The sequence below is a fragment of the Haloferula sp. BvORR071 genome, assembly GCF_000739615.1.
Taxonomy (GTDB): domain Bacteria; phylum Verrucomicrobiota; class Verrucomicrobiia; order Verrucomicrobiales; family Akkermansiaceae; genus Haloferula.
On record NZ_BATP01000025.1, the window covers coordinates 78,874 to 96,211 of the forward strand.

The following is a 17,338-nucleotide window of genomic DNA, read 5'->3' on the forward strand; positions in this document are numbered from 1 at the left end:
GTCGCCATCACCCGAGATCCCACACTTCCGCACTACGGCTCGGAGCTTCCTCCTCCGCAGGATTCTCCCGCGCTTCCTCGATGTGCTTCTCGATGCACCCGAGGATGGTCCCGAAGTCCGAGGTCTTGCTCACAAAGGGCAGACCGCCCGTCTGGGTCTCGCCGTCCGGCGTATTCGGATTCTCCTCCACCAGTGCGGTCAGCATCAGCACCGGCACATTCTTGAGGTCGGGATCCGCACGCAGCTGCGCGACCACATCCCCGCCATCCAGGCCGGGCATGACCACATCGATCACGCACAGCTCGGGCATGAACTCCTTGGCAGCCTTCAGCGCCTTCGCGGAGTCATTGACTTCCATCACTTCGAAATTTCCCACCTCTTCGAGGTTCGCCTTCAGGAGGGCAGTGAAATCCGGTTCATCGTCCACGATCAGAATCCGGGTGGTATCCATGGTGTCTCCTTTTAAGCCAGCCTTCTGCCATTCGCAAGAAATGCCGGGAGGGTGACGCGAAATTTCGGGCCGGGTGCCCCCCTCCTAACGGAACTGATTCTGCCCCGCCTGATAGGTATAGCCCGCCTTCCCGAGCACCTTCACCAATTCTTTCTCATCCAGACCATGGGTCTTCACCAGATCCTCCAGCGAGTCGCAGTGATTCCTCAGCTCCGTGTTCACCAGCCCGAGCAGGAGATTCGGGTCCATCTTGCGATAACGGGAAAGGTCCACGCCCCAGATTGTCCGGCGGCCCCACCCGCTGGCAAGTGACAGTGCTCGACAACCAATGCTGGAATTTCAGCATTTGAGCTTGCGCCCGCAAACCTCATGTGCTGTTTTTCCAGCATGACCGCACGAGCGTTTGCGACCAATGCCTTCAAGATCGGTGTGATCACCGCTGCGGTGGGAATGTTCTTCCCGAGCTGCAGCCTGCTGTGGTCACGCCAGCAAGCCAACCCCGTGGCCCAGACCATCCTGCCCCGAAACCAGGCACCGGCGGCACCGAGCAATCCACCCGGCCCCGCCGCCACGCACACGGCAGGTGACCGGCCTCTCGCCCAAGGCGATACCACCACCCCCACTCCCGGCGGGCCCAAGCCTAGCGAAGGAACGATCCCAATTCAGGGCAAGATCAGCTACCCGGTCGCCAAGACCGTCCCGGGCCGTGACGGCTTTGTCTTCAGTCCCTTCGACCAGCAGCGGGTCATCGATGTCACCGAGTTCAAGAGCGGTGCCCTCGTCGCCGATCCAACCTTTCCGCTCTCCGACAAGAAGTTCTTCCGGGTGCCCTGAAGCATAGGCACCCATCCCCCCCTTTCCTTGGTGGGAATAACCCGCCGCGCGGCCTGAGCTGGTGACGCGTGGCGAAACGGCGGCGCCGTTCCGGCGGGGCGGGTCCTTGGGAGAAATCGCCACTTCATTTTCTCCCCCGGGCTCCCCAAGCCGGAGCGGCGCAACTGACGCTCACGCCCTTGGGCCCTTGCTCGCTCAAGGTTTCGCCTTGTCTCCAGCCTTCGCCGGGCCCGCTTTCCCCGGCTCATCGCGATAGCCGTAGTCAGTTACCAGGTCATCGTGCGTGTGATTCACGAAGACCGAGCTGCCGAAAGGATGGATATCCCCCAGCACCTTGCGGATCCCGCGCCGCCACAGCTCGATCGCCCCGGCTGCCGCCTGCGCGGCCAGGATCACCGAGGAAGGATTCGACTGGTGCAGGAAATGCGCCTCGTTCTCGACCGAGGTTTCCTCGTTCTCAATGTGTCGCAGCAGCGTCTCGATCCGCGCCAAACGCACGGAATCCGGCTCGCCCCGGGCCTGTGACTCCTCGAAGTTGCGCCGCAGCGCCTTCTCTTCGATTTTCAAGGCTTCAAGCCGTTTCTGGAGATCGTAGCCCGCCGGCAGGCCGATCTCGGAGATCTCCTTCTCAAGCAATTCAAGCTTCGCCTCCACTTCCTCGATCTTCGTGGCAAGCAGCGTGGCGGTATCGGTTTCGGAGTTCATGGGATGCTCTGGAGAATGTTGCACCCTACACTCTAGCCGATTCCCCGCCGCATACCACGCCTTTTTGCCGCTGGAGATTCGGGGTGGACTCCGGTCGGACTCGGGCGAACTTGTTTATCAGTTCACCTCCCGCTTTCCGCATTGAGGCGGACGACTCCCCGGGGCAGCATGGGCTCAAGCCCCAATCATCCCAATGCGTTTCACCGCTACCCTATTGGCTTGCGGATATGCTCTCGCTCTCCCCGCGTCAGCAGCCTGGGAACAGGCTGGGCTTGCCAAGTGCAGCCCAGTTAATGAGCTCGCGGCGACCACTCAAGCTCCCCAGTCGTCTCACTTTCCCCTGCCGATCTTCGCAGGAGTTCTCGTCGCACTGGGCGCGGGCATCGGGTATGCGATTCGACGTCGCAAAGGTTCCTGAGTTTGGCGTTCAGGCCCCTAATCGAGTTCAATGCGCGAAGACCTTCCAATCCACCGGCTCCTCCTTGGCCAGGGCTTTCCAGCGCTCCGCTCCCCTGACTCCCGCGTCCTGAAACAGGAAGGGCCCGATCGGCAGCGGCAAGACTGCCTTCGGATCCTTGAAGGCAAAATTACCTGTGGCGGGATCCACGAAACCGGGATCCGCGATCACTGACTTTCCGTCGTGCCCGCCCACCTGCCAGTCGCTGAACTTTTTGCCGAAGCAGGTGATCTCCCCGCCACCACCGGCCTGCCAGTAGAGATTGCTGTCGCACTCGAAGTTTCCCTTCCCCTGCGCACCTCCGCTCCACAGCGGGCCCTTGTCCCAGAGCACGATATTGTGGCTGAAGTGGAAGGACACATGCTCCTCCGGCCGGCTGAATTGCAGCTGCTGGTCCCGCGCGTAGGCGAAGATGTTGTTCCGGATGATGTTCTCTTTCCCGTAGTGCTGGTGGTAGCCGCCAGTGGTCGTGCGATAGACGAGGTTGCCCTCCGACACGATGCCGGTGCTGCCCTCGTCATTGTAGATGCCCCAACCGCCATAGTCGTAGGAGACGATGTCATGGATGCGGTTGCCGCGCAGCACTGTCCCCTCTGAGGGACCGAGCGTGTAGATCCCGCCCATGTCGCTCAGCAGGCCATTGCCGATGTGGTGGATGTGGTTGCCCTCGATGATGTTGCCCTTGGCCCCCTCGCCTTCGTAGCCCCACATCCAGCCCAGCGAGACGCCCGTGTAGGCGAAGTGGCTGATCTCATTGTGCACCACCCGGTTCCCGCCGCTGCTGCCGATCCACACACCCACCGCGCAGGGGAAGACCTTGCCGCCATCGCGGATGATGCAGTCCTCGATCACGTTGCCGCTGGTCGCCATGCCCTGCTCCATCGTGCCGATCCGCGCGCCGCCGGCCCCGAGGTCATGCAGGTAGCTGCGCAGCAACTTGCAATCGCGGCAGCCCTTGCGGAACCACACGCCATACAAACCCGTGCCGCTGACCTCGCAGTCCTCGATGGTGATGTGTTCCGCGTTATCGACTTGGATCACCGCCTCCACCGGTGCCGCCGCCTGGCTCGGCTCGAAGCCACCCGGAGGGCAATACCAACCGGCATGCGCGAAGCTGATGCCGCGAATCGAGACATGCTTCGCGCCCTCGATCACCAGCAGCTTTTCCAAGCCTCCCGCGATCACCTCGCTCTGCTTCGGATCTTCGCCCGGCCGCGGGATGTACCTCAAGGGCTTGTCAGGATCCCCGTCAGGATTCACGCGCTCGGACAGATACCACTCTCCCGGCTCATCAAGGCCGGCCGGCACGTTCTCGAAGATCAGTCCACTCTTCGTATCCCAGCGGTTCCACGACTTCATATCCTCGCCAATGGTCGAGAAGCTGGAGCCCTCCACCTTCTCGATGAAGCGGCGGGTGTTGTCCCACTTGTGATAGGCCAGCATCTGGACCTTCTCCAGCGACTCGGGGCTCAGGTCACGCAGCCAGCGCAGCGCATCGTCCTCCATCTCCACGGTCTGGCGGAACTTGCCATTCTGCAGTTTCTCCTCCTTCACGCCCTTCATGCGGAAAAAGCCGCTGTCCGGCTCGCGGGCCCGCACGGCCCGCCGTCCGCCGACCCAAAGCTGCTGGAAGGGTGGCCCTTCCAACCTGGCCTGCCAGCGGCCGTCCGCTTCCACGATGAAGCCACCCAGCTTGATGCCGCCGGAAAGGATCACCTTCTCTCCCGCCTTCGCGGAAATCTGCAGATTGGAATCTTCCGGTCCCAGACAGAGTGTCTCCGTGAGCCGGTAGGTGCCACCGGGGAAGACGATCTCGATGAGCTCATCCGGCCTCTCCCGGCGGAGCGACCGGGCCTTTTCCAAGGCCGAGGCCGGGCCTTTGAGGCCCGGTTCGACCTCAATCCGGGCCGCCATCGCCACCCCGCCCGCGAGCGCCAAAACCAAAACCAAACTGCGGAGCATAAGAGGAAGGATACTTCCGCGATAGGGGCGCTATTTCAGCGCAAACCCCGCCAGGTTGCGTAGATGCCGCGCCTAACGGAGGGAATTGCACCTTGAAAATGGGGCCATTTCATTGTCTTTAAGTGAAATGTATCTTTTTCACTCGGCGAAGAACCTCGGCGCGCGATGGACAGGATTGCTCGGGATTATTTCACTGCTTGCTCCGGCCAATCTGAGCGCCGCCGAGCTCCTGAGCCCGTCGCAGGCGGCCGTGAACGCCGCAATCTCCTGCCAGTTGATTAGTTACAATCGCTCGTTCTCCGGCGGCGCCCACACCAACGGAGCATGGTTCGGCGGTGCCTCGATCGCGCTCGCGGTAGCCAGCTACGCCGGGAACACCAGCGCTGATGCTCGCCTGCTGGCCCAGATCCGCCACACCCTGACTCCCGGCAATGAGCCAACGCTGAATGGCGGCTATCCCGCGCAGCATGAGCGCCATGTGACGACGATGTTCGTGATCGCCAAGAACACGCCTCGGATCTGGGACCAGCTCACGGTTGCGGAGAAGGCGCGGATCGACCTGATCGAAAAGGCCGCCCTGGTGGCGGACGCCTTCACCACCAGCGACAATAACCCTTTCATCAAGGCCAACGGCACCGAGTACGCGCTGGACGGGGACGACAACCTGAACCGCGACTGGAACCCGAACTACCGCGAGGGGATGATCGGCGGGGTGGTCAACGGAGTCGCCTACTTCGGCAGCGCGGGGGCGGCGCAGACCTTCCTGTCCAACTACAGCCACAGCGCTTTCGTGGCGGAGCTGAGCGCGAACAACCTGCCGAACATCTACGAGACCTTCAACTGGAAGACTGCGAACTCGACCTCCAAGGCACCCAGCGGCAGCCAGATCGAGACCGGGGTGCGGAGCTACAAGTATTACGGCTCCACGCTGGCGGACTACATGAAGATCTATGAGGCGCTGCTGAACGACACCTACGGCAAAACCGTGAACGCCGGCCTGAACAACGGCGCGGGGATCAGCGGTGCAGGCAAGATCGTGAGCGGTGCAGACACCTTGCCCAACAAGGGTGCGACCGGCATGCTCAAGGAGTTCGAGTCCAGCGATGCCAATGGCGCGCGCAGCTCCTTCGTCTACGCCTTCGACGGCTACCGGCCACACATGAGCAACCAGATCGCGCTGATCGTGAGCGGACTGTGGACAAAGGGGTCGGCCGTCGCGACCAAGGCCGCCAGCCGCATGAACGTCGGCAACACCGACCTGTGGTACAAGGCGGAGAAGGGCTACATCGGCTACGCCAAGGGCAAGGCCCAGGCGACAGTGGACTACCCCTCCTACAGCGGCAGCCGCGGCTTCGCCTACAACCGCTCGCTGTGGGACGACGTGCTGAAGCCCTTCCACGGCTTGGGCAGCGGCAATCCCAACCCGGATCCTGATCCAGAGCCTGAACCGACGCCGCTTTATCCAGCAGGCACGCGCGTGACCACGGATGCGGTCGCCAGCGTGCGCGCCACAGCTTCCGGCACCGGTAGTGTGGTGGGCAGTATGGCGCTCGGCAGCTTCGGCACCGTCTTGGCCGGACCGACCACTGCGGACAGCGTGGAGTGGTGGCAGGTGTATTTCGACAACGGTCTCACCGGCTGGGTGGATGTGGAACAGATCGCCGCAGCGCCAGCTTCGGAGTTCCTCACGACGGTGAACGGCGAATGGCAGAACCGCACGATCAGCGCGCAGACCGGGACCTTCACCATTTCCTTCAACATGCGGCCTGCGGCGGCAAACATCGATGCACTCACCGGTGTCTCGACCTCGGCGGCCTCGGCCTTCGGGAATGTAGCGGCGGTAGTGCGCTTCGCCACCACCGGGAACGTGGATGCCCGCAACGGCGGTGCCTATGCAGCGGCCAATGTCTTCCCCTATCAGGCCGGGGTGACCTACCGGGTGCAGATGACGGTGAACGTCGCCACGCGGACCTACTCCGCCACCGTGGCCGCACCGGGCGGCTCGCCGGTGACGATCGCCAACAGCTACGCCTTCCGCAGCGAGCAGGCCTCCGCCACTTCGCTGGCGAATCTGGCGGTCTTCGCGCAGACGGGCTCTCACACGACCTCCGGGATAGTGATCCAAGGGGCAGGCACCCCGACGCCGCCCAGCGCGCCGACCGGATTGCGGATCGTGGAGAATCAGTGATTGGCCAAGCGGCGCGGCGGGCTGCGATGACAGGCCGCCGCGTATGGTTTCCCGGCTTGGCTGCGTAGGTTCGCACCATGAAGTTGCTGTTCACCGCGCTCGCGCCGATTTTCCTGTTCTCTGCCTGGCTGAAGGCCGAGCCCGCGCCTGCCCCGGCAGCCCCTGCTCTCACCAAGCAGGAGGTCCCCGACCCGAAGCCTGAGCGCTTTGCCAAGGAGATCGATGCCTTCGACGCAGCGGATGCGAACTCGGCTCCTGAGAAGAGCGGAATCGTGTTCACCGGCAGCTCGAGCATCCGGCTGCTGAATATTCCCGAGGTGTTTCCAGAGGTGAAGGCGCTGAACCGCGGCTTCGGCGGAGCGCACATCTCGGATGTGAATCACTACCTCGACCGCTGCCTGCTGCGCTATGAACCGGCGCTGGTGGTCTTTTACTGCGGCGGGAACGACCTGTGGGACAAGAAGTCGCCGCAGCAGGTGGAGGAGGATTTCACGGAGTTCCGCACGCGGCTGTTCAAGAAGGTGCCGGAGGCGAAGCTGTTAGTCCTGGGGGTACGCCCCAGCATCCAGCGGATCTCGATCAAGGAGATCGAGGCGGATCTGAATGCGCGCTTCAAGAAGGCGGCGGACGCAGACAAGCGGATCACCTACATCGCGGGGAGCTGCGACCGCTACCTGGACAAGGACGGGAAGCCCATCCCGGAGCTGTTCGTGCAGGACGGGCTGCACATGAGCAAGGCGGGCTATGCCATCTGGAAGGAGATTTTGACGCCGTATTTGAAGGTGGAGACCCCGGCGGGCGCGCATTGAGGGCGGGAGCGGAATGGCTGCGCCATTCCGGCCGGGACCGGCCCCAAAGGAGGAAGGAAGACGGCGATTTCAGGGCGAACGCGCCCTGCCGGAACGGCGCAGCCGTTCCGCTACGGTGGTCGCTTCGTCCGCACACGGCGTGTGCGGACGAGCTTGAACTCAAGAGAGCGGCGGGAGCTTGATGCCGATTTGTTCGAGCTTGGGAAGCATCTGGGCGGCACCTGCGGAGTCGCCGTCGAAGAGCTTTTGCCAATAGTCTTCGAGGATGATTGTGGGCTCGTCGTCGCGCTGGAGCTCGCGTTGCAGGCGGGTGGCTAGGCTGTGGGTGTCGTTCTTGGCGGCGAGCTGGTGGAAGACGGCGTCTTGCTCCGGGTGGAGCCCATCGACGATTACCCAATCGTGGAAGCTGAAGGAGCCGGGGAAGGTCTTCTGGCCGGTGGCTGCGGCCTCACGGGCTTCGACCACGAGGGGTTCCTTGCGGATCTTGTCGCCGAGTTGACCTTTGGCTCGCACCAAAAGGCGGATGATCTCCCCGGGGCTGAGAAGGCGGCGATCCGCTTCAATGATCGCAGCGCAGGCCGGGTCCATGGCGGCCAGTTTCTCCAAGGCGGCGACTTCCAAGGCGGATTCCAAGGAGGATTGGAGACGCGACGAGGGCGTCTCCTTCGCCGCCTTGCGCAGATCGGCCAGCCACTTGGCGGCATCCGTCGCCTCGCCGATGGAGAAGGGAGAGAGCCGCGCATCCGCGATCACGGACTGGGCCATGCCGCGGGCGCGGGGATCCTGCAAGGAGGCCAAGAGCTTGTCGGCCCGCTCGCAGCCGCCCTTGATCCGGGTGCGGAGTTCCGTGTCGTGCTCCTTCTTGAGATGCTTGGCAAATTCCTCGCGATCGGTGCTGAAGTCGAATTCCTGTTCGGCCGCCTTGGAGCGCAGCTTCTCCAACGATTCGGTGTCGTCGAGGTAGTCGAACAACTCCGCCCCCCACGAGTAGTGGCTGCGGTTCTTGGGTGCCAGCAGGATGGAATTCCAGTAGTGGACGAGTGACTTGCGGAAGTTGGGATCCGCCTTCAAGTCCGCCACCACCTGAGCCTTCTCTGCTTCAGCAGCATAGAGGAAGCGCAGGGCATCCAGACTGGAATCAAACTGCAGCAGCTTGGGATCAACGCGATCTCCAACGACGCGCAGGACCGCGGCGACCAGCAGGGATTCGCCGGCATTCGAGCTGAGGATACTATTGGCCGGCTCCAGCTCCACGGCCTCGGATAGCAGGCGGGCCGAGGTTTCGAAGTCCTCGGGCTTGCCTTCCAAGCGGTAGAGCGAGCGATAGAGAAGAGCGGAGTTGTTAAGCGAAGCCGAGTCCCGCCCCGATGCCTCATAGCCTTTTAGCGCCTCGCGGTAGAAGCCTGCCGCGGCCTTGAGATCACCGGCGATCTCAGCCTTTTCACCGCGTGCCTTGGCGAGGCGGGAGATGATCACCGGGGTTTTGACCGGCGCCTTCGAGAGCCATTCGATTTCCTCGTCGTTGTTGCGGCAGAAGAAGGCACGCATCTCGGCGATCATGGACTTCAGCTCGTCATTTGTGGCCTTGGGGTAAGCTTCGTCCAGGAGACTGCGGGCATCGTTCGACTCGCCCAGATCGCGGAAAATCCGCGCCAGGCCGAGCAGGGTTTCCGGCTTGCGCTTATTGGCCTCCAACAATTCATCGAAGAGCTTGCGGCCTTCGGTCTCACGGCTGGACCAGAAATAGACTTGGCCGAGGAAGAGCCGGTATTCGTCGCTCTCGCCAGCAAGGGATTGCAGCGTCAGGAAGGCCTCCTCGGCCTTCTTCAAGAGGTTGGCACGCTCCGCGGCGTCGTTGCTGGCCTGGGCTAGGCGCAAGCGGGCGACACCGAGATCCATGGTCGGGCGGGCGATCTTGGCGGCGGCTTGGTAGCGTTGGCGGGCGACATGGTAGCCGGGATCCCTTTCCACGCGCTCGGCAAGGTATTCCTCCACCATGCGGATCTGCTCGGTTTCGTCCGCCTTTTCGTAGCGGGCCCTGAATCCCGGAGGTCCTTCGCCGCGATTCAAGACCGCGATTGCTTGCTTGCGGGAATGTTCAGAGGTGCGCTCAAGGGCCGTCTCGGCCTTCTTCCACTCAACCTGGCGTGAGCCGACATAGCGTTCGAGGTGCGGCACGGCCTCAGTCTCGCGGCCGGCGTCCATGAGCAGGCTGCCATAGAGGCGGGCACCCTCACCATCGGCGAGATGATCCTTCGCCGGCTCCAGCAGTTCCAAGGCGCCTTCGACCTCGCCGACTTCCTCGCGGAGGAGGGCCAGCTTGATGCGGGTGGCCTCATCTTCCGGCTTGGCCTTGTGGAGATCCTCCAGGGATTTGCGGAGGGCGGCGTGGACCTTGGGAAGGTCCGTGGGAGTGGGCTCGAAGGCGGAGAGAAGAGTGGCCGCGGTGGCGGGATCACTGCACTGGCCGGCCGCCCTCACGGTGCGGTCGGCGAGGTCGGGGACAAGCGCCCGGGGGCCACCGGCGAGCCTCTTCTTGTCCGCCATGCGGATGGCGGCTTCCACCTGGGCGGGGTTGCCGGAGTCGATCTCTGTGTCCAGCAGGGTGGCCATTTCCTGACGCCACTCGGCGGGATTGCCCCAGCCTTTCTGGAGCATGCCGTGATAGGTCTCCACAGCTTCCAGCGGCTTGCCGGCCTCCACCTGGGCCTTGGCGGCGGCGCGGCCCTGCTTCATGCGGTATTCGGGCGATTGCAGGTGGGCGTTCCACGAGCTGACACCGAACAAGGCGGCAGCGCCGAGCACCACGCACCAGCGCGCGCCGCGGATAAAGCTGCTGCTCTTCTCGCGGCCGAAGAAATACCAGCCGCCACCCTGGGCATCCGCCACGCGGTAGGAATCCAAGGGGAAGATCGGGATGAAAACCACACAGATCCAGCGGGTCTTGACGTAGGTCCCGGTCGGCGGATCGAAATCCCGGCGGCCATACATGCCAACGCCGATGCCATTGATGCGGGCAAGGGCCGGCGTCGACTTGAGCGGCTTCATCTCCGGGAAGCGGCTTTGCAGATCATTCATGGGTGAGGAAGGAGGAGTGGGTGTAACCTGTGCAGGTTGCGCGGGAGTTATAAACTCTTGCGCCTTCCGTCACGCCCGGAATCCCATCTGCCCCTAGGTGGAGGGACGATTCACAAAAATTTCACGCAGGCTGTCACGTCCGGGTAGGCTATCTCGTTCATGATGGTGAGCGCGATGAATGCGCACCAAGGATATGCAACCTCGAATCGATTACTTCAAAGCCGACCCCGCTTCCGTCCAAGCCATGCTGCAGATCGAGAAGCACGTGACCAGCACCGCGATCGAGCCGCGGCTGCGGGAGCTGATCAAGCTGCGCGCGTCGCAGATCAACGGCTGTGCCTACTGCGTGGACATGCACTCGCGGGATCTGCGGAAGGGCGGCGAGACGGAGCAGCGGCTGAACCTGCTGTGCGTGTGGAAGGAGTCGCCGCTGTTCACTGACAAGGAGCGCGCAGCGCTGGCTTGGACCGAGGCGGTGACGCTGGTGTCTCAAACCGGCGTCCCGGATGCAGTATATGAGGAATTCTCGCGCCACTTCACTGAGGCTGAGCAGGTTCAGATCACGCTGCTGATCGGTGTCATCAACTCGTGGAACCGTCTGGCCATCTCGTTCCGGGCCATCCACCCTGTGGTGGCCGCCACCTGACTGACGGGTCGTGACTGACTTGATGGATTCCGCCGCCATTTTCGAAGAGCACCGCGCCTTCCTGCATTCCCTCGCGTATCGCATGCTGGGTATCCTGGCTGATGCCGAGGACATTGTGCAGGAGGCGTGGCTGCGTTGGGTGGCGGTGCCGGCAGCGGAGATCGATGCCCCGCGGTCCTTCTTGGCGAAGACGGTCACGCGCTTGTGCCTGGATCACCTGAAGTCCGCACGGGTGCGGCGGGAGACCTACGTGGGCGAGTGGCTGCCCGAACCGGTGGCAGATGAAGAGACCGGCGCGCCCGGGAGTGACGAGGTGTCGTATGCCATGCTGCACGCGATGGAGCGGCTGACGCCCACAGAGCGTGCTGCGTTTCTGCTGCACGATGTCTTCGGTGAATCCTTTGAGGAGATCGGGAATTTCCTGTCGCGGACGGCGGAGAGCTGCCGGCAGTTGGCATCGCGGGCGAGGAAGCACTTGAAGGCCGAGGCACCGCGGCATGAGGTGGAGGCGGGGGCCGGGCGGCGGCTGGCGACGGCATTCCTGAAGGCGGCGCGTGGCGGGGATTTGGCGGGGCTGAAGCGGCTTTTGTTAGATGATGCGATCTTGATCTCCGATGGCGGCGGCGTGGTGCGCGCGGCCCTGTGGCCGATTTATGGGAGCGATCGCATCGCGCGGATGTATGAGAGCCTGACGCGACGGAACCGGATACCCGACGAGGTGCGGGAGGTTCGGTTCAACGGGCTGGATGGATTGGCGTATGTACGCGAGGGCCAGGTGAGCGACGTCATGTTGTTCGAGCCATGGGGGGCTAAGATTGGGCGGATGTACGTGATGAGGAACCCGGGTAAGTTGGAGCGACTGGGGATTTGAGCAGGCCGCTACGCCGCAAAAAGGGCGACGCTTCGCTGGCAAAAGAATGTCCCGGTCCTCTTGCGAGAACCGGGACATGTGAGGGTTGCTTCTGAGGCCTTGCGCCTGGCTGAGCTCCTTTAATTCTGCGTCACCTTGAAGCGGACGAAGATCTGCTTGTTGCTACCGAGCGGAACGAGGACCTTGACGTCGTCGGCAGCCGCACCGTTTTCGGTGACGGTCACGCCGGGCGCCGGGGTGGGGCTCACCGCGATATCAGTCCAGGACAGGCTATCGAGGGTGGTGGACCACTGGGCGACCTGGGTGGTATCGACCTCCGACTCATCGCTGCGCTTGAAGGTGAACTCGAGGTTGCTGCCGACGATCTGCGACTTGGGCAGCAGGGCACTGCTGTCGGTCGTCGGGTTACCGCCGAGGGTGTATTCGAGCAGGTTGACGATGCCATCCTTGTCCGGATCGCCACCGGGAGTGGTGTCCGAAAGGCCCGGGAAACCGGCGAGCCACTGGGTGTAGCCGCTGGCGACGGCGACGAGGATGAACTTGTTGGTCTCATCATACTGCACGCTGTAGCCAACTGGCAGGCCGGTGACAGCGCCAAAGGCACCGGTGCGGGTGCCCGTCCAGCTACCGACGATGTAGCTGTTCTGGGTGACTCCCGCGCCCGCAGAGGAGATGTTCAAGGTCGCACCGGTGAGGTTGAGGTTGCCGGTGACCTGAAGCACGCTCGCATCAGCACCATCGATCACAGTGGAGTAGCTCCCCGTGAGGGTGAGCGCGCCGGTGCGAAGGGTGGTAGTAGCGCTACCGGGGACCAGACCGCCGGCTGCGGTAACCGCGCCACCCGCCGTGCCATCGCCGGTGATGGTGGTACCCGCAGCCGTAGTCACGGGACCCGTGCCAGTGGCGCTACCGACGCCGCCATTCGAGACGCGGATCGTGCCCTGGCTGAGGGTAGTACCGGCGCTGTAGCTGTTTGCCGCAGCGAGCTCCAAGGTGCCAGGGCCCGTCTTGACGAGGAGCCCGTTGTTGGAGTCGCTGTTTTCCACTTCTGCGGTGATCACGAGGTCCGAGGCGGAGCTGCCGGTGACGTCAGCGACCGTGAAGGTCTTGCTGGCCGCGATGGCGAGGCCTTGGTTGGTGATCGGCTCGGCCGACTGGATGATGGAAGGCGTGCTGCCGCCTACCGTGACGTTGCCATTCAACTGGAAGGACTCACCATTGTAGATGGTGCCCGAGCCAGAGTAGGTGAAGTCGACCGTGCCGCCGTTGAGGGTGACATTGCCGAGGTGGCAGTGGCTGTTGGAAGCCGGTGCTCCGGCGCTGAAGCCGGTAACAATCCGCAGGGTGCCGCCGGCATTGACCACCAGATTGGGCGAGTTCGCGGCGTTCGGCATCGCATTCACACCGCGCACCTCGAAGGTGCCGGTGTTGTTCACGGTGATCAGGTTGCCAGCGCCCTGGCGGTTCACGTTGCCATTGCCATCGACGATCAGCGAGCCGCCGTTGATGGTAGTGCCGGCGGTCGTGCCCATGTTCACCGTGAGCAGCGCAGAGCCGTTGCCCGATTTGATAAGCGGGGCGTTCGGATTGACGCTGCCAGCACCAGTGAAGGTGTAGGGCACCGCAGTGGTGTTGTTGATGGTGACCGATGCCGGGGCCAGGGCGGCAGTGACCGTCACGGTGGCATTGGCCGCGCCAGCCGCATCCGTGAAGGTGACGGTATCACCCTGGTAGAAGGCGCTGGCGGCGGGAGTGGTGTCCAGCCAGTTGGCGGTGGTGCCGATGTCCCAGGTCAGGCCACCGGTACCGGACCAAGTGACGGCCTTCGTGCCGAGATCCAAGGTGGCGGAGTTGGTTCCGACATTGAGGATCGCCTGGCGGAAGCTGGTCGGGTTCGCTACGGCGAGGTTCGCCACGGTGCCGGTGACCGAGCCGTAATTCATCAGCGTGATGACGCCGCCCGGGGTAAGGCCCGGAGCGGGGGTCACGGTCACAGTGGTGATGCCGCCCAGGGTCACATTGCCCGCTACGGTGAGCGGACCGGGCGCGACGAGATTCGCGCTGAATCCGGTGGCTGCACCGGCGAAGTTCACAGCGCCAGCGATGCTGCCGTTGCCACCCAGGCTGGAGCCGTTGTTCACGGTGACCAAGGGGCTGGCGAGGCTGCCACGCACGCTCACGTTTGCGGTATTGATCGTGGTGTTGCCGGTATAGGTGCTGGCTCCGGAGAGCGTGATGCCGGAAGCGGAGCTGGTTCCGCCGAGTTCCAGATTCCGCACGCCGCCGCTTTCGCCAATGGCACCGCCGATATTCAGGGTGGAGCCGTGAGCGGAGATGCGAGCGTCGCCGATCAGGGTAATCGGACCATTGAGGCTGGCACCGTTGGCACCGCGGATCGCGCCGAAGGGCCCGCCGGTTTCAAGCCAGCCGTTGCCCGTGAGGTTGATGGGGTTCGTATAGACTCCCGCGGTCGGCCAGAACTGGCCATTGGTGCCGGTGGTCAGGGTCGCCGTGCCGACATCGTTGACATTATCGAGGTTCACCCGGCTGTTGGTCGAGGTGATCAACCCGCTGAAGCCGCTGTTGTTCCCGCTGATGGTATAGGAGGATTGCAGGTTAGCGCCGGTGCCGTTGAAGTTGACGGTGCCCGAACCCGTGAGGACGTTCGCAATCGCAGCGAAGGAATTGTCGCTGCGGAAATAGGTCAGGTTCGCGCCGGAGGCGATGCCGATCGGGCCGCTGCCGATGGTGCCGGCGGTGCCGCCGGTGCCCACTTGGATGGTTCCGGCCGAGATGGTGCCCGCGCCGGTGATATTGGTGGCGCCGCTCAGGGTCAGGGTACCCGCAGTGGTCTTGGTGAAGGTGCCCGGACCGGTGACTGCGGCGGAGATGGTGCCGGACTCAAAGGTGAAAGGCCCGGTGAAGGGAATCGTTCCGTTCGAGAGGGTGGAACCATTCGTCAGCGTAAGGCTGGAGTGCGCCGGGAAGGTCTTGCCACCGAGGTTGAAGGTACCGCCGGTGACCGAGATCGCGCCGCCGCCCGAAGTGTAATTCAGGTTAGCCCCCAGGGTGAGCGAGCCAGTGCCTGTCTTGGCGATGCTGGTGGCGCCGGTGAGGGTGCCCGCCGCCGCGGTGGCCGCGGTGAGGGTGTAGTCGTTGCCCGTGCTGTTGTTCACCGTGATCGACGCGGGAGCAACGACGCCGGCAACATTGACGGTCTTCGCGGCGGCCGGGGCCACCGTGTCATCAAAGGTCACCGAATCGAAGGCCTTGAAGACATCATTGCTGCCGCCGTTGTTGAAGTTGGCGCTGAGGTTCGTGTCCCAGGTGCCGGCCGCAATGCCTCCTGCGGAGGCATTGTTCCAAACCAGACCGGAACCAAGGCCGGTGACTGTGAACTGGATCTTGTTGCCATTGATCGATGCGCTACCGGTTGCCCGGGTCGCCCCAAAGGCATTGAGGACGGTGGCTACCGTGCCAGTGCCAGTGATGCTGCCCGCGGTCGCCAGATCGTAGGTGCCATTGACGGTACCTGCGCCCAGAATTGGCGAGACGTTGATCGTGCCGCCATCAGCGAGATTGAGCGCGCCGGTGACCGTGGTGGTGCCGGACGGAACCGCTGGCAGGACCAAACCCGAGGTATTGGCGGCAGCGAGCGAAGGCAGGGTTTTACCCGCTACTTCAGAACGGAAGGTGGCACCACTACCCACCGTCACAGCCGAGGTGGAAAGGTTACCATTGGAGCCAAGCACTAGGGTGCCGGCGTTGATGTTGGTGCCGCCCGTGAAGTTGTTGCCCGCGCCGTTGATCAGCAGGGTGCCGAGGCCGTTCTTGGTGATGCCGACACCGGCGGTGCCGGTGGTCATGTTGGCATTGATGGCCAGATCGTTCGCGGCCGCACCGTCGGCGGTGTTGATGGCGATCGTGTTGTCGGGGTTCCCTTCACGCATCACGATGCTGCCATTGATGGTGGCAGGGGCGGTGAAAGGATTGGTCGTGAGAGTGGTGCCGACACCGCCGACACCGCCGAAAGAGAAGCGCCCGGTGCCAGTGGTTTGCAGGGTGCCGCCGGTGAAGTTGTAGGCGAGGGCCCAGCCGTTGTCGCCGTTGGCGGTGTGGTTCACCGTCGCGCCGTTAATGTTGAAGGTATCGACCTTCGCGCCGGCGCTATAGCCGAGGGCATTGGTGAAGCCGAGGGTCACAATGCCCGGGCTATTCGCGGTGAGCGTTCCGCGGATGACGCCGGTACCCCCCTTGTCAGTGGCGACGGCATTGCCGAGCTGGAGGACCGCCGAATTGACCGTGGTGCCGCCGGTGTAGGTGTTGGAGTTGGTGAGAATGACAGCGGAATCGACACTGCCGCCACCATCTGCGGAACGGGCGATGGTCACCGGGCTGCCAGTACCGGAGATCACACCGGTCAGGGTCAAGGTCTTGCCATTCCACTTGCTGCGCAGGGTGGCACCAGATGCGCCGACGGTCAGATTGCCGGAAAGAGTGTGAGTGCTGTCCTCGTTGAGGATGTTGCCACCGTCGACCACGAGGGGGTTGGTGATAGTAAGGGCGGCGGCATTGGCTTGAATCCACAGCTTCAAGGTGCCACCGGTGTTCACATTCACGGTGCCGCTGCCCAAAGCTCCGACCGTGGTGGAGGAAGCGGCCCCGGTGCCGACCGCCAGGGTGCCGCCGTTGATGGTGGTGCCACCGGTGAAGGTATTGATGGTGGTGTTGGAAATCGTGAGCGTGCCGGTGCCGTTCTTGACGACCGTGCCGCCAGTGCCGCCGAGAACACCCGCGCCATTCAGCACCCAGTTCCCGTTGTTGTTCACGGTGGTGGATGTCGGGGCAACGGTGCCCACCAGAGCGATGGTCTCACCGGTACCCGCATCAAGGATCGCCGCATTGGCGTCAGTCCATTGCGAGAGTGTGGTGCCGGCGTCGATAAACCAATTGGTATCACCGGCGGCGGTGCTCCAGTTATTGGTCGTGCCAGCAACTTGCCACGTATAGTTGGCAGCAAGCAGGGGGGAGTTGGTGACGGATGCGACGACGGTGGCCGCCGCGATGGCACCCAAGCGGATGCGGATCGATGGGTTCTTCATGGGTTTATCAGGGGTCGTGGCAAAGGGCGGGTTTTCCCAATTGCCACTTTTATCCTTTCAGGAGAGCCCATGTAATCCAGTCGAAAGTGATCCGATGTCCAAAAATGAGGATTATAGCCGCCAATTTGTAAACACAGGCTTGCGCTTGAGCCCGTTAGAATGAGGCAGGATACGGATTAAACCCGATATCATAAATGCGAAATCCATGACCAAGCCTTCCGGGCCCGGTCATGGA

Annotated in this window: 11 protein-coding genes; 5 read left to right on the plus strand and 6 right to left on the minus strand. The window is 63.2% G+C overall.

All coding sequences use genetic code 11. From position 1 onward, the window contains the following. Positions 1 to 7: 7 nt before the first annotated feature. Positions 8 to 451: a response regulator gene (locus BV071_RS32975; RefSeq protein ID WP_052573352.1), complete on the minus strand. Its 444-nt coding sequence runs from the start codon at positions 449 to 451 to the stop codon at positions 8 to 10. An 84-nt stretch (positions 452 to 535) separates the two neighbouring features. Next, entirely contained in the window at positions 536 to 724 is a 189-nt protein-coding gene (locus BV071_RS14225; RefSeq protein ID WP_035608254.1) for a DUF4250 domain-containing protein, read from the minus strand. Between the two features lie 114 nt (positions 725 to 838). Between BV071_RS14225 and BV071_RS14230 the strand changes: the two genes are divergently transcribed. Beyond that, positions 839 to 1,285 carry a hypothetical protein gene (locus BV071_RS14230; RefSeq protein ID WP_035608257.1) on the plus strand — a complete coding sequence of 149 codons (447 nt, stop codon included), beginning with the start codon at positions 839 to 841 and terminating at the stop codon, positions 1,283 to 1,285. A gap of 195 nt (positions 1,286 to 1,480) precedes the next feature. On the opposite strand, the gene BV071_RS14235 is transcribed toward BV071_RS14230, so the two are convergent. Next, a complete protein-coding gene (locus BV071_RS14235; protein ID WP_035608259.1) occupies positions 1,481 to 1,990 on the minus strand; it encodes a hypothetical protein in 510 nt (169 codons plus the stop codon). A gap of 445 nt (positions 1,991 to 2,435) precedes the next feature. Then, positions 2,436 to 4,409, minus strand: a complete 1,974-nt coding sequence (locus BV071_RS14240; protein WP_052573353.1) for a right-handed parallel beta-helix repeat-containing protein — start codon at positions 4,407 to 4,409, stop codon at positions 2,436 to 2,438. 127 nt (positions 4,410 to 4,536) lie between these two features. Here BV071_RS14240 and BV071_RS32980 point away from each other — a divergent pair, with 127 nt between their 5' ends. Together BV071_RS32980 and BV071_RS14250 are read left to right on the plus strand one after the other, a co-directional pair. After that, positions 4,537 to 6,597 carry a hypothetical protein gene (locus BV071_RS32980; protein ID WP_052573354.1) on the plus strand — a complete coding sequence of 687 codons (2,061 nt, stop codon included), beginning with the start codon at positions 4,537 to 4,539 and terminating at the stop codon, positions 6,595 to 6,597. A 77-nt stretch (positions 6,598 to 6,674) separates the two neighbouring features. Next, a complete protein-coding gene (locus BV071_RS14250; RefSeq protein ID WP_035608263.1) occupies positions 6,675 to 7,406 on the plus strand; it encodes a GDSL-type esterase/lipase family protein in 732 nt (243 codons plus the stop codon). A 159-nt stretch (positions 7,407 to 7,565) separates the two neighbouring features. Here BV071_RS14250 and BV071_RS14255 read toward each other — a convergent pair whose 3' ends face one another. Then, positions 7,566 to 10,484, minus strand: a complete 2,919-nt coding sequence (locus BV071_RS14255; RefSeq protein ID WP_035608265.1) for a hypothetical protein — start codon at positions 10,482 to 10,484, stop codon at positions 7,566 to 7,568. A gap of 193 nt (positions 10,485 to 10,677) precedes the next feature. On the opposite strand from BV071_RS14255, the gene BV071_RS14260 reads away from it, so the two are divergent. Beyond that, positions 10,678 to 11,130 carry a carboxymuconolactone decarboxylase family protein gene (locus BV071_RS14260; RefSeq protein WP_035608410.1) on the plus strand — a complete coding sequence of 151 codons (453 nt, stop codon included), beginning with the start codon at positions 10,678 to 10,680 and terminating at the stop codon, positions 11,128 to 11,130. Between the two features lie 10 nt (positions 11,131 to 11,140). Beyond that, positions 11,141 to 12,001, plus strand: coding sequence for an RNA polymerase sigma factor SigJ (gene sigJ, locus BV071_RS14265; RefSeq protein ID WP_265594437.1), 861 nt, complete (start codon positions 11,141 to 11,143; stop codon positions 11,999 to 12,001). Between the two features lie 119 nt (positions 12,002 to 12,120). Here sigJ and BV071_RS14270 read toward each other — a convergent pair whose 3' ends face one another. After that, complete coding sequence (locus BV071_RS14270; RefSeq protein WP_035608268.1) at positions 12,121 to 17,103, minus strand: autotransporter-associated beta strand repeat-containing protein; 4,983 nt, start codon at positions 17,101 to 17,103, stop codon at positions 12,121 to 12,123. Between the last annotated feature and the right edge of the window lie 235 nt (positions 17,104 to 17,338).

What these genes read in the sequence shown, in the direction of transcription:
- BV071_RS32980 (WP_052573354.1), top strand. Translation starts at nt 4,537, where the DNA reads ATGTATCTTTTTCACTCGGCGAAGAACCTCGGCGCGCGATGGACAGGA.
- BV071_RS14235 (WP_035608259.1), bottom strand. Translation starts at nt 1,990, where the DNA reads ATGAACTCCGAAACCGATACCGCCACGCTGCTTGCCACGAAGATCGAG.
- BV071_RS14255 (WP_035608265.1), bottom strand. Translation starts at nt 10,484, where the DNA reads ATGAATGATCTGCAAAGCCGCTTCCCGGAGATGAAGCCGCTCAAGTCG.
- BV071_RS14250 (WP_035608263.1), top strand. Translation starts at nt 6,675, where the DNA reads ATGAAGTTGCTGTTCACCGCGCTCGCGCCGATTTTCCTGTTCTCTGCC.
- BV071_RS14270 (WP_035608268.1), bottom strand. Translation starts at nt 17,103, where the DNA reads ATGAAGAACCCATCGATCCGCATCCGCTTGGGTGCCATCGCGGCGGCC.
- BV071_RS14230 (WP_035608257.1), top strand. Translation starts at nt 839, where the DNA reads ATGACCGCACGAGCGTTTGCGACCAATGCCTTCAAGATCGGTGTGATC.
- BV071_RS14240 (WP_052573353.1), bottom strand. Translation starts at nt 4,409, where the DNA reads ATGCTCCGCAGTTTGGTTTTGGTTTTGGCGCTCGCGGGCGGGGTGGCG.
- BV071_RS32975 (WP_052573352.1), bottom strand. Translation starts at nt 451, where the DNA reads ATGGATACCACCCGGATTCTGATCGTGGACGATGAACCGGATTTCACT.
- BV071_RS14260 (WP_035608410.1), top strand. Translation starts at nt 10,678, where the DNA reads ATGCAACCTCGAATCGATTACTTCAAAGCCGACCCCGCTTCCGTCCAA.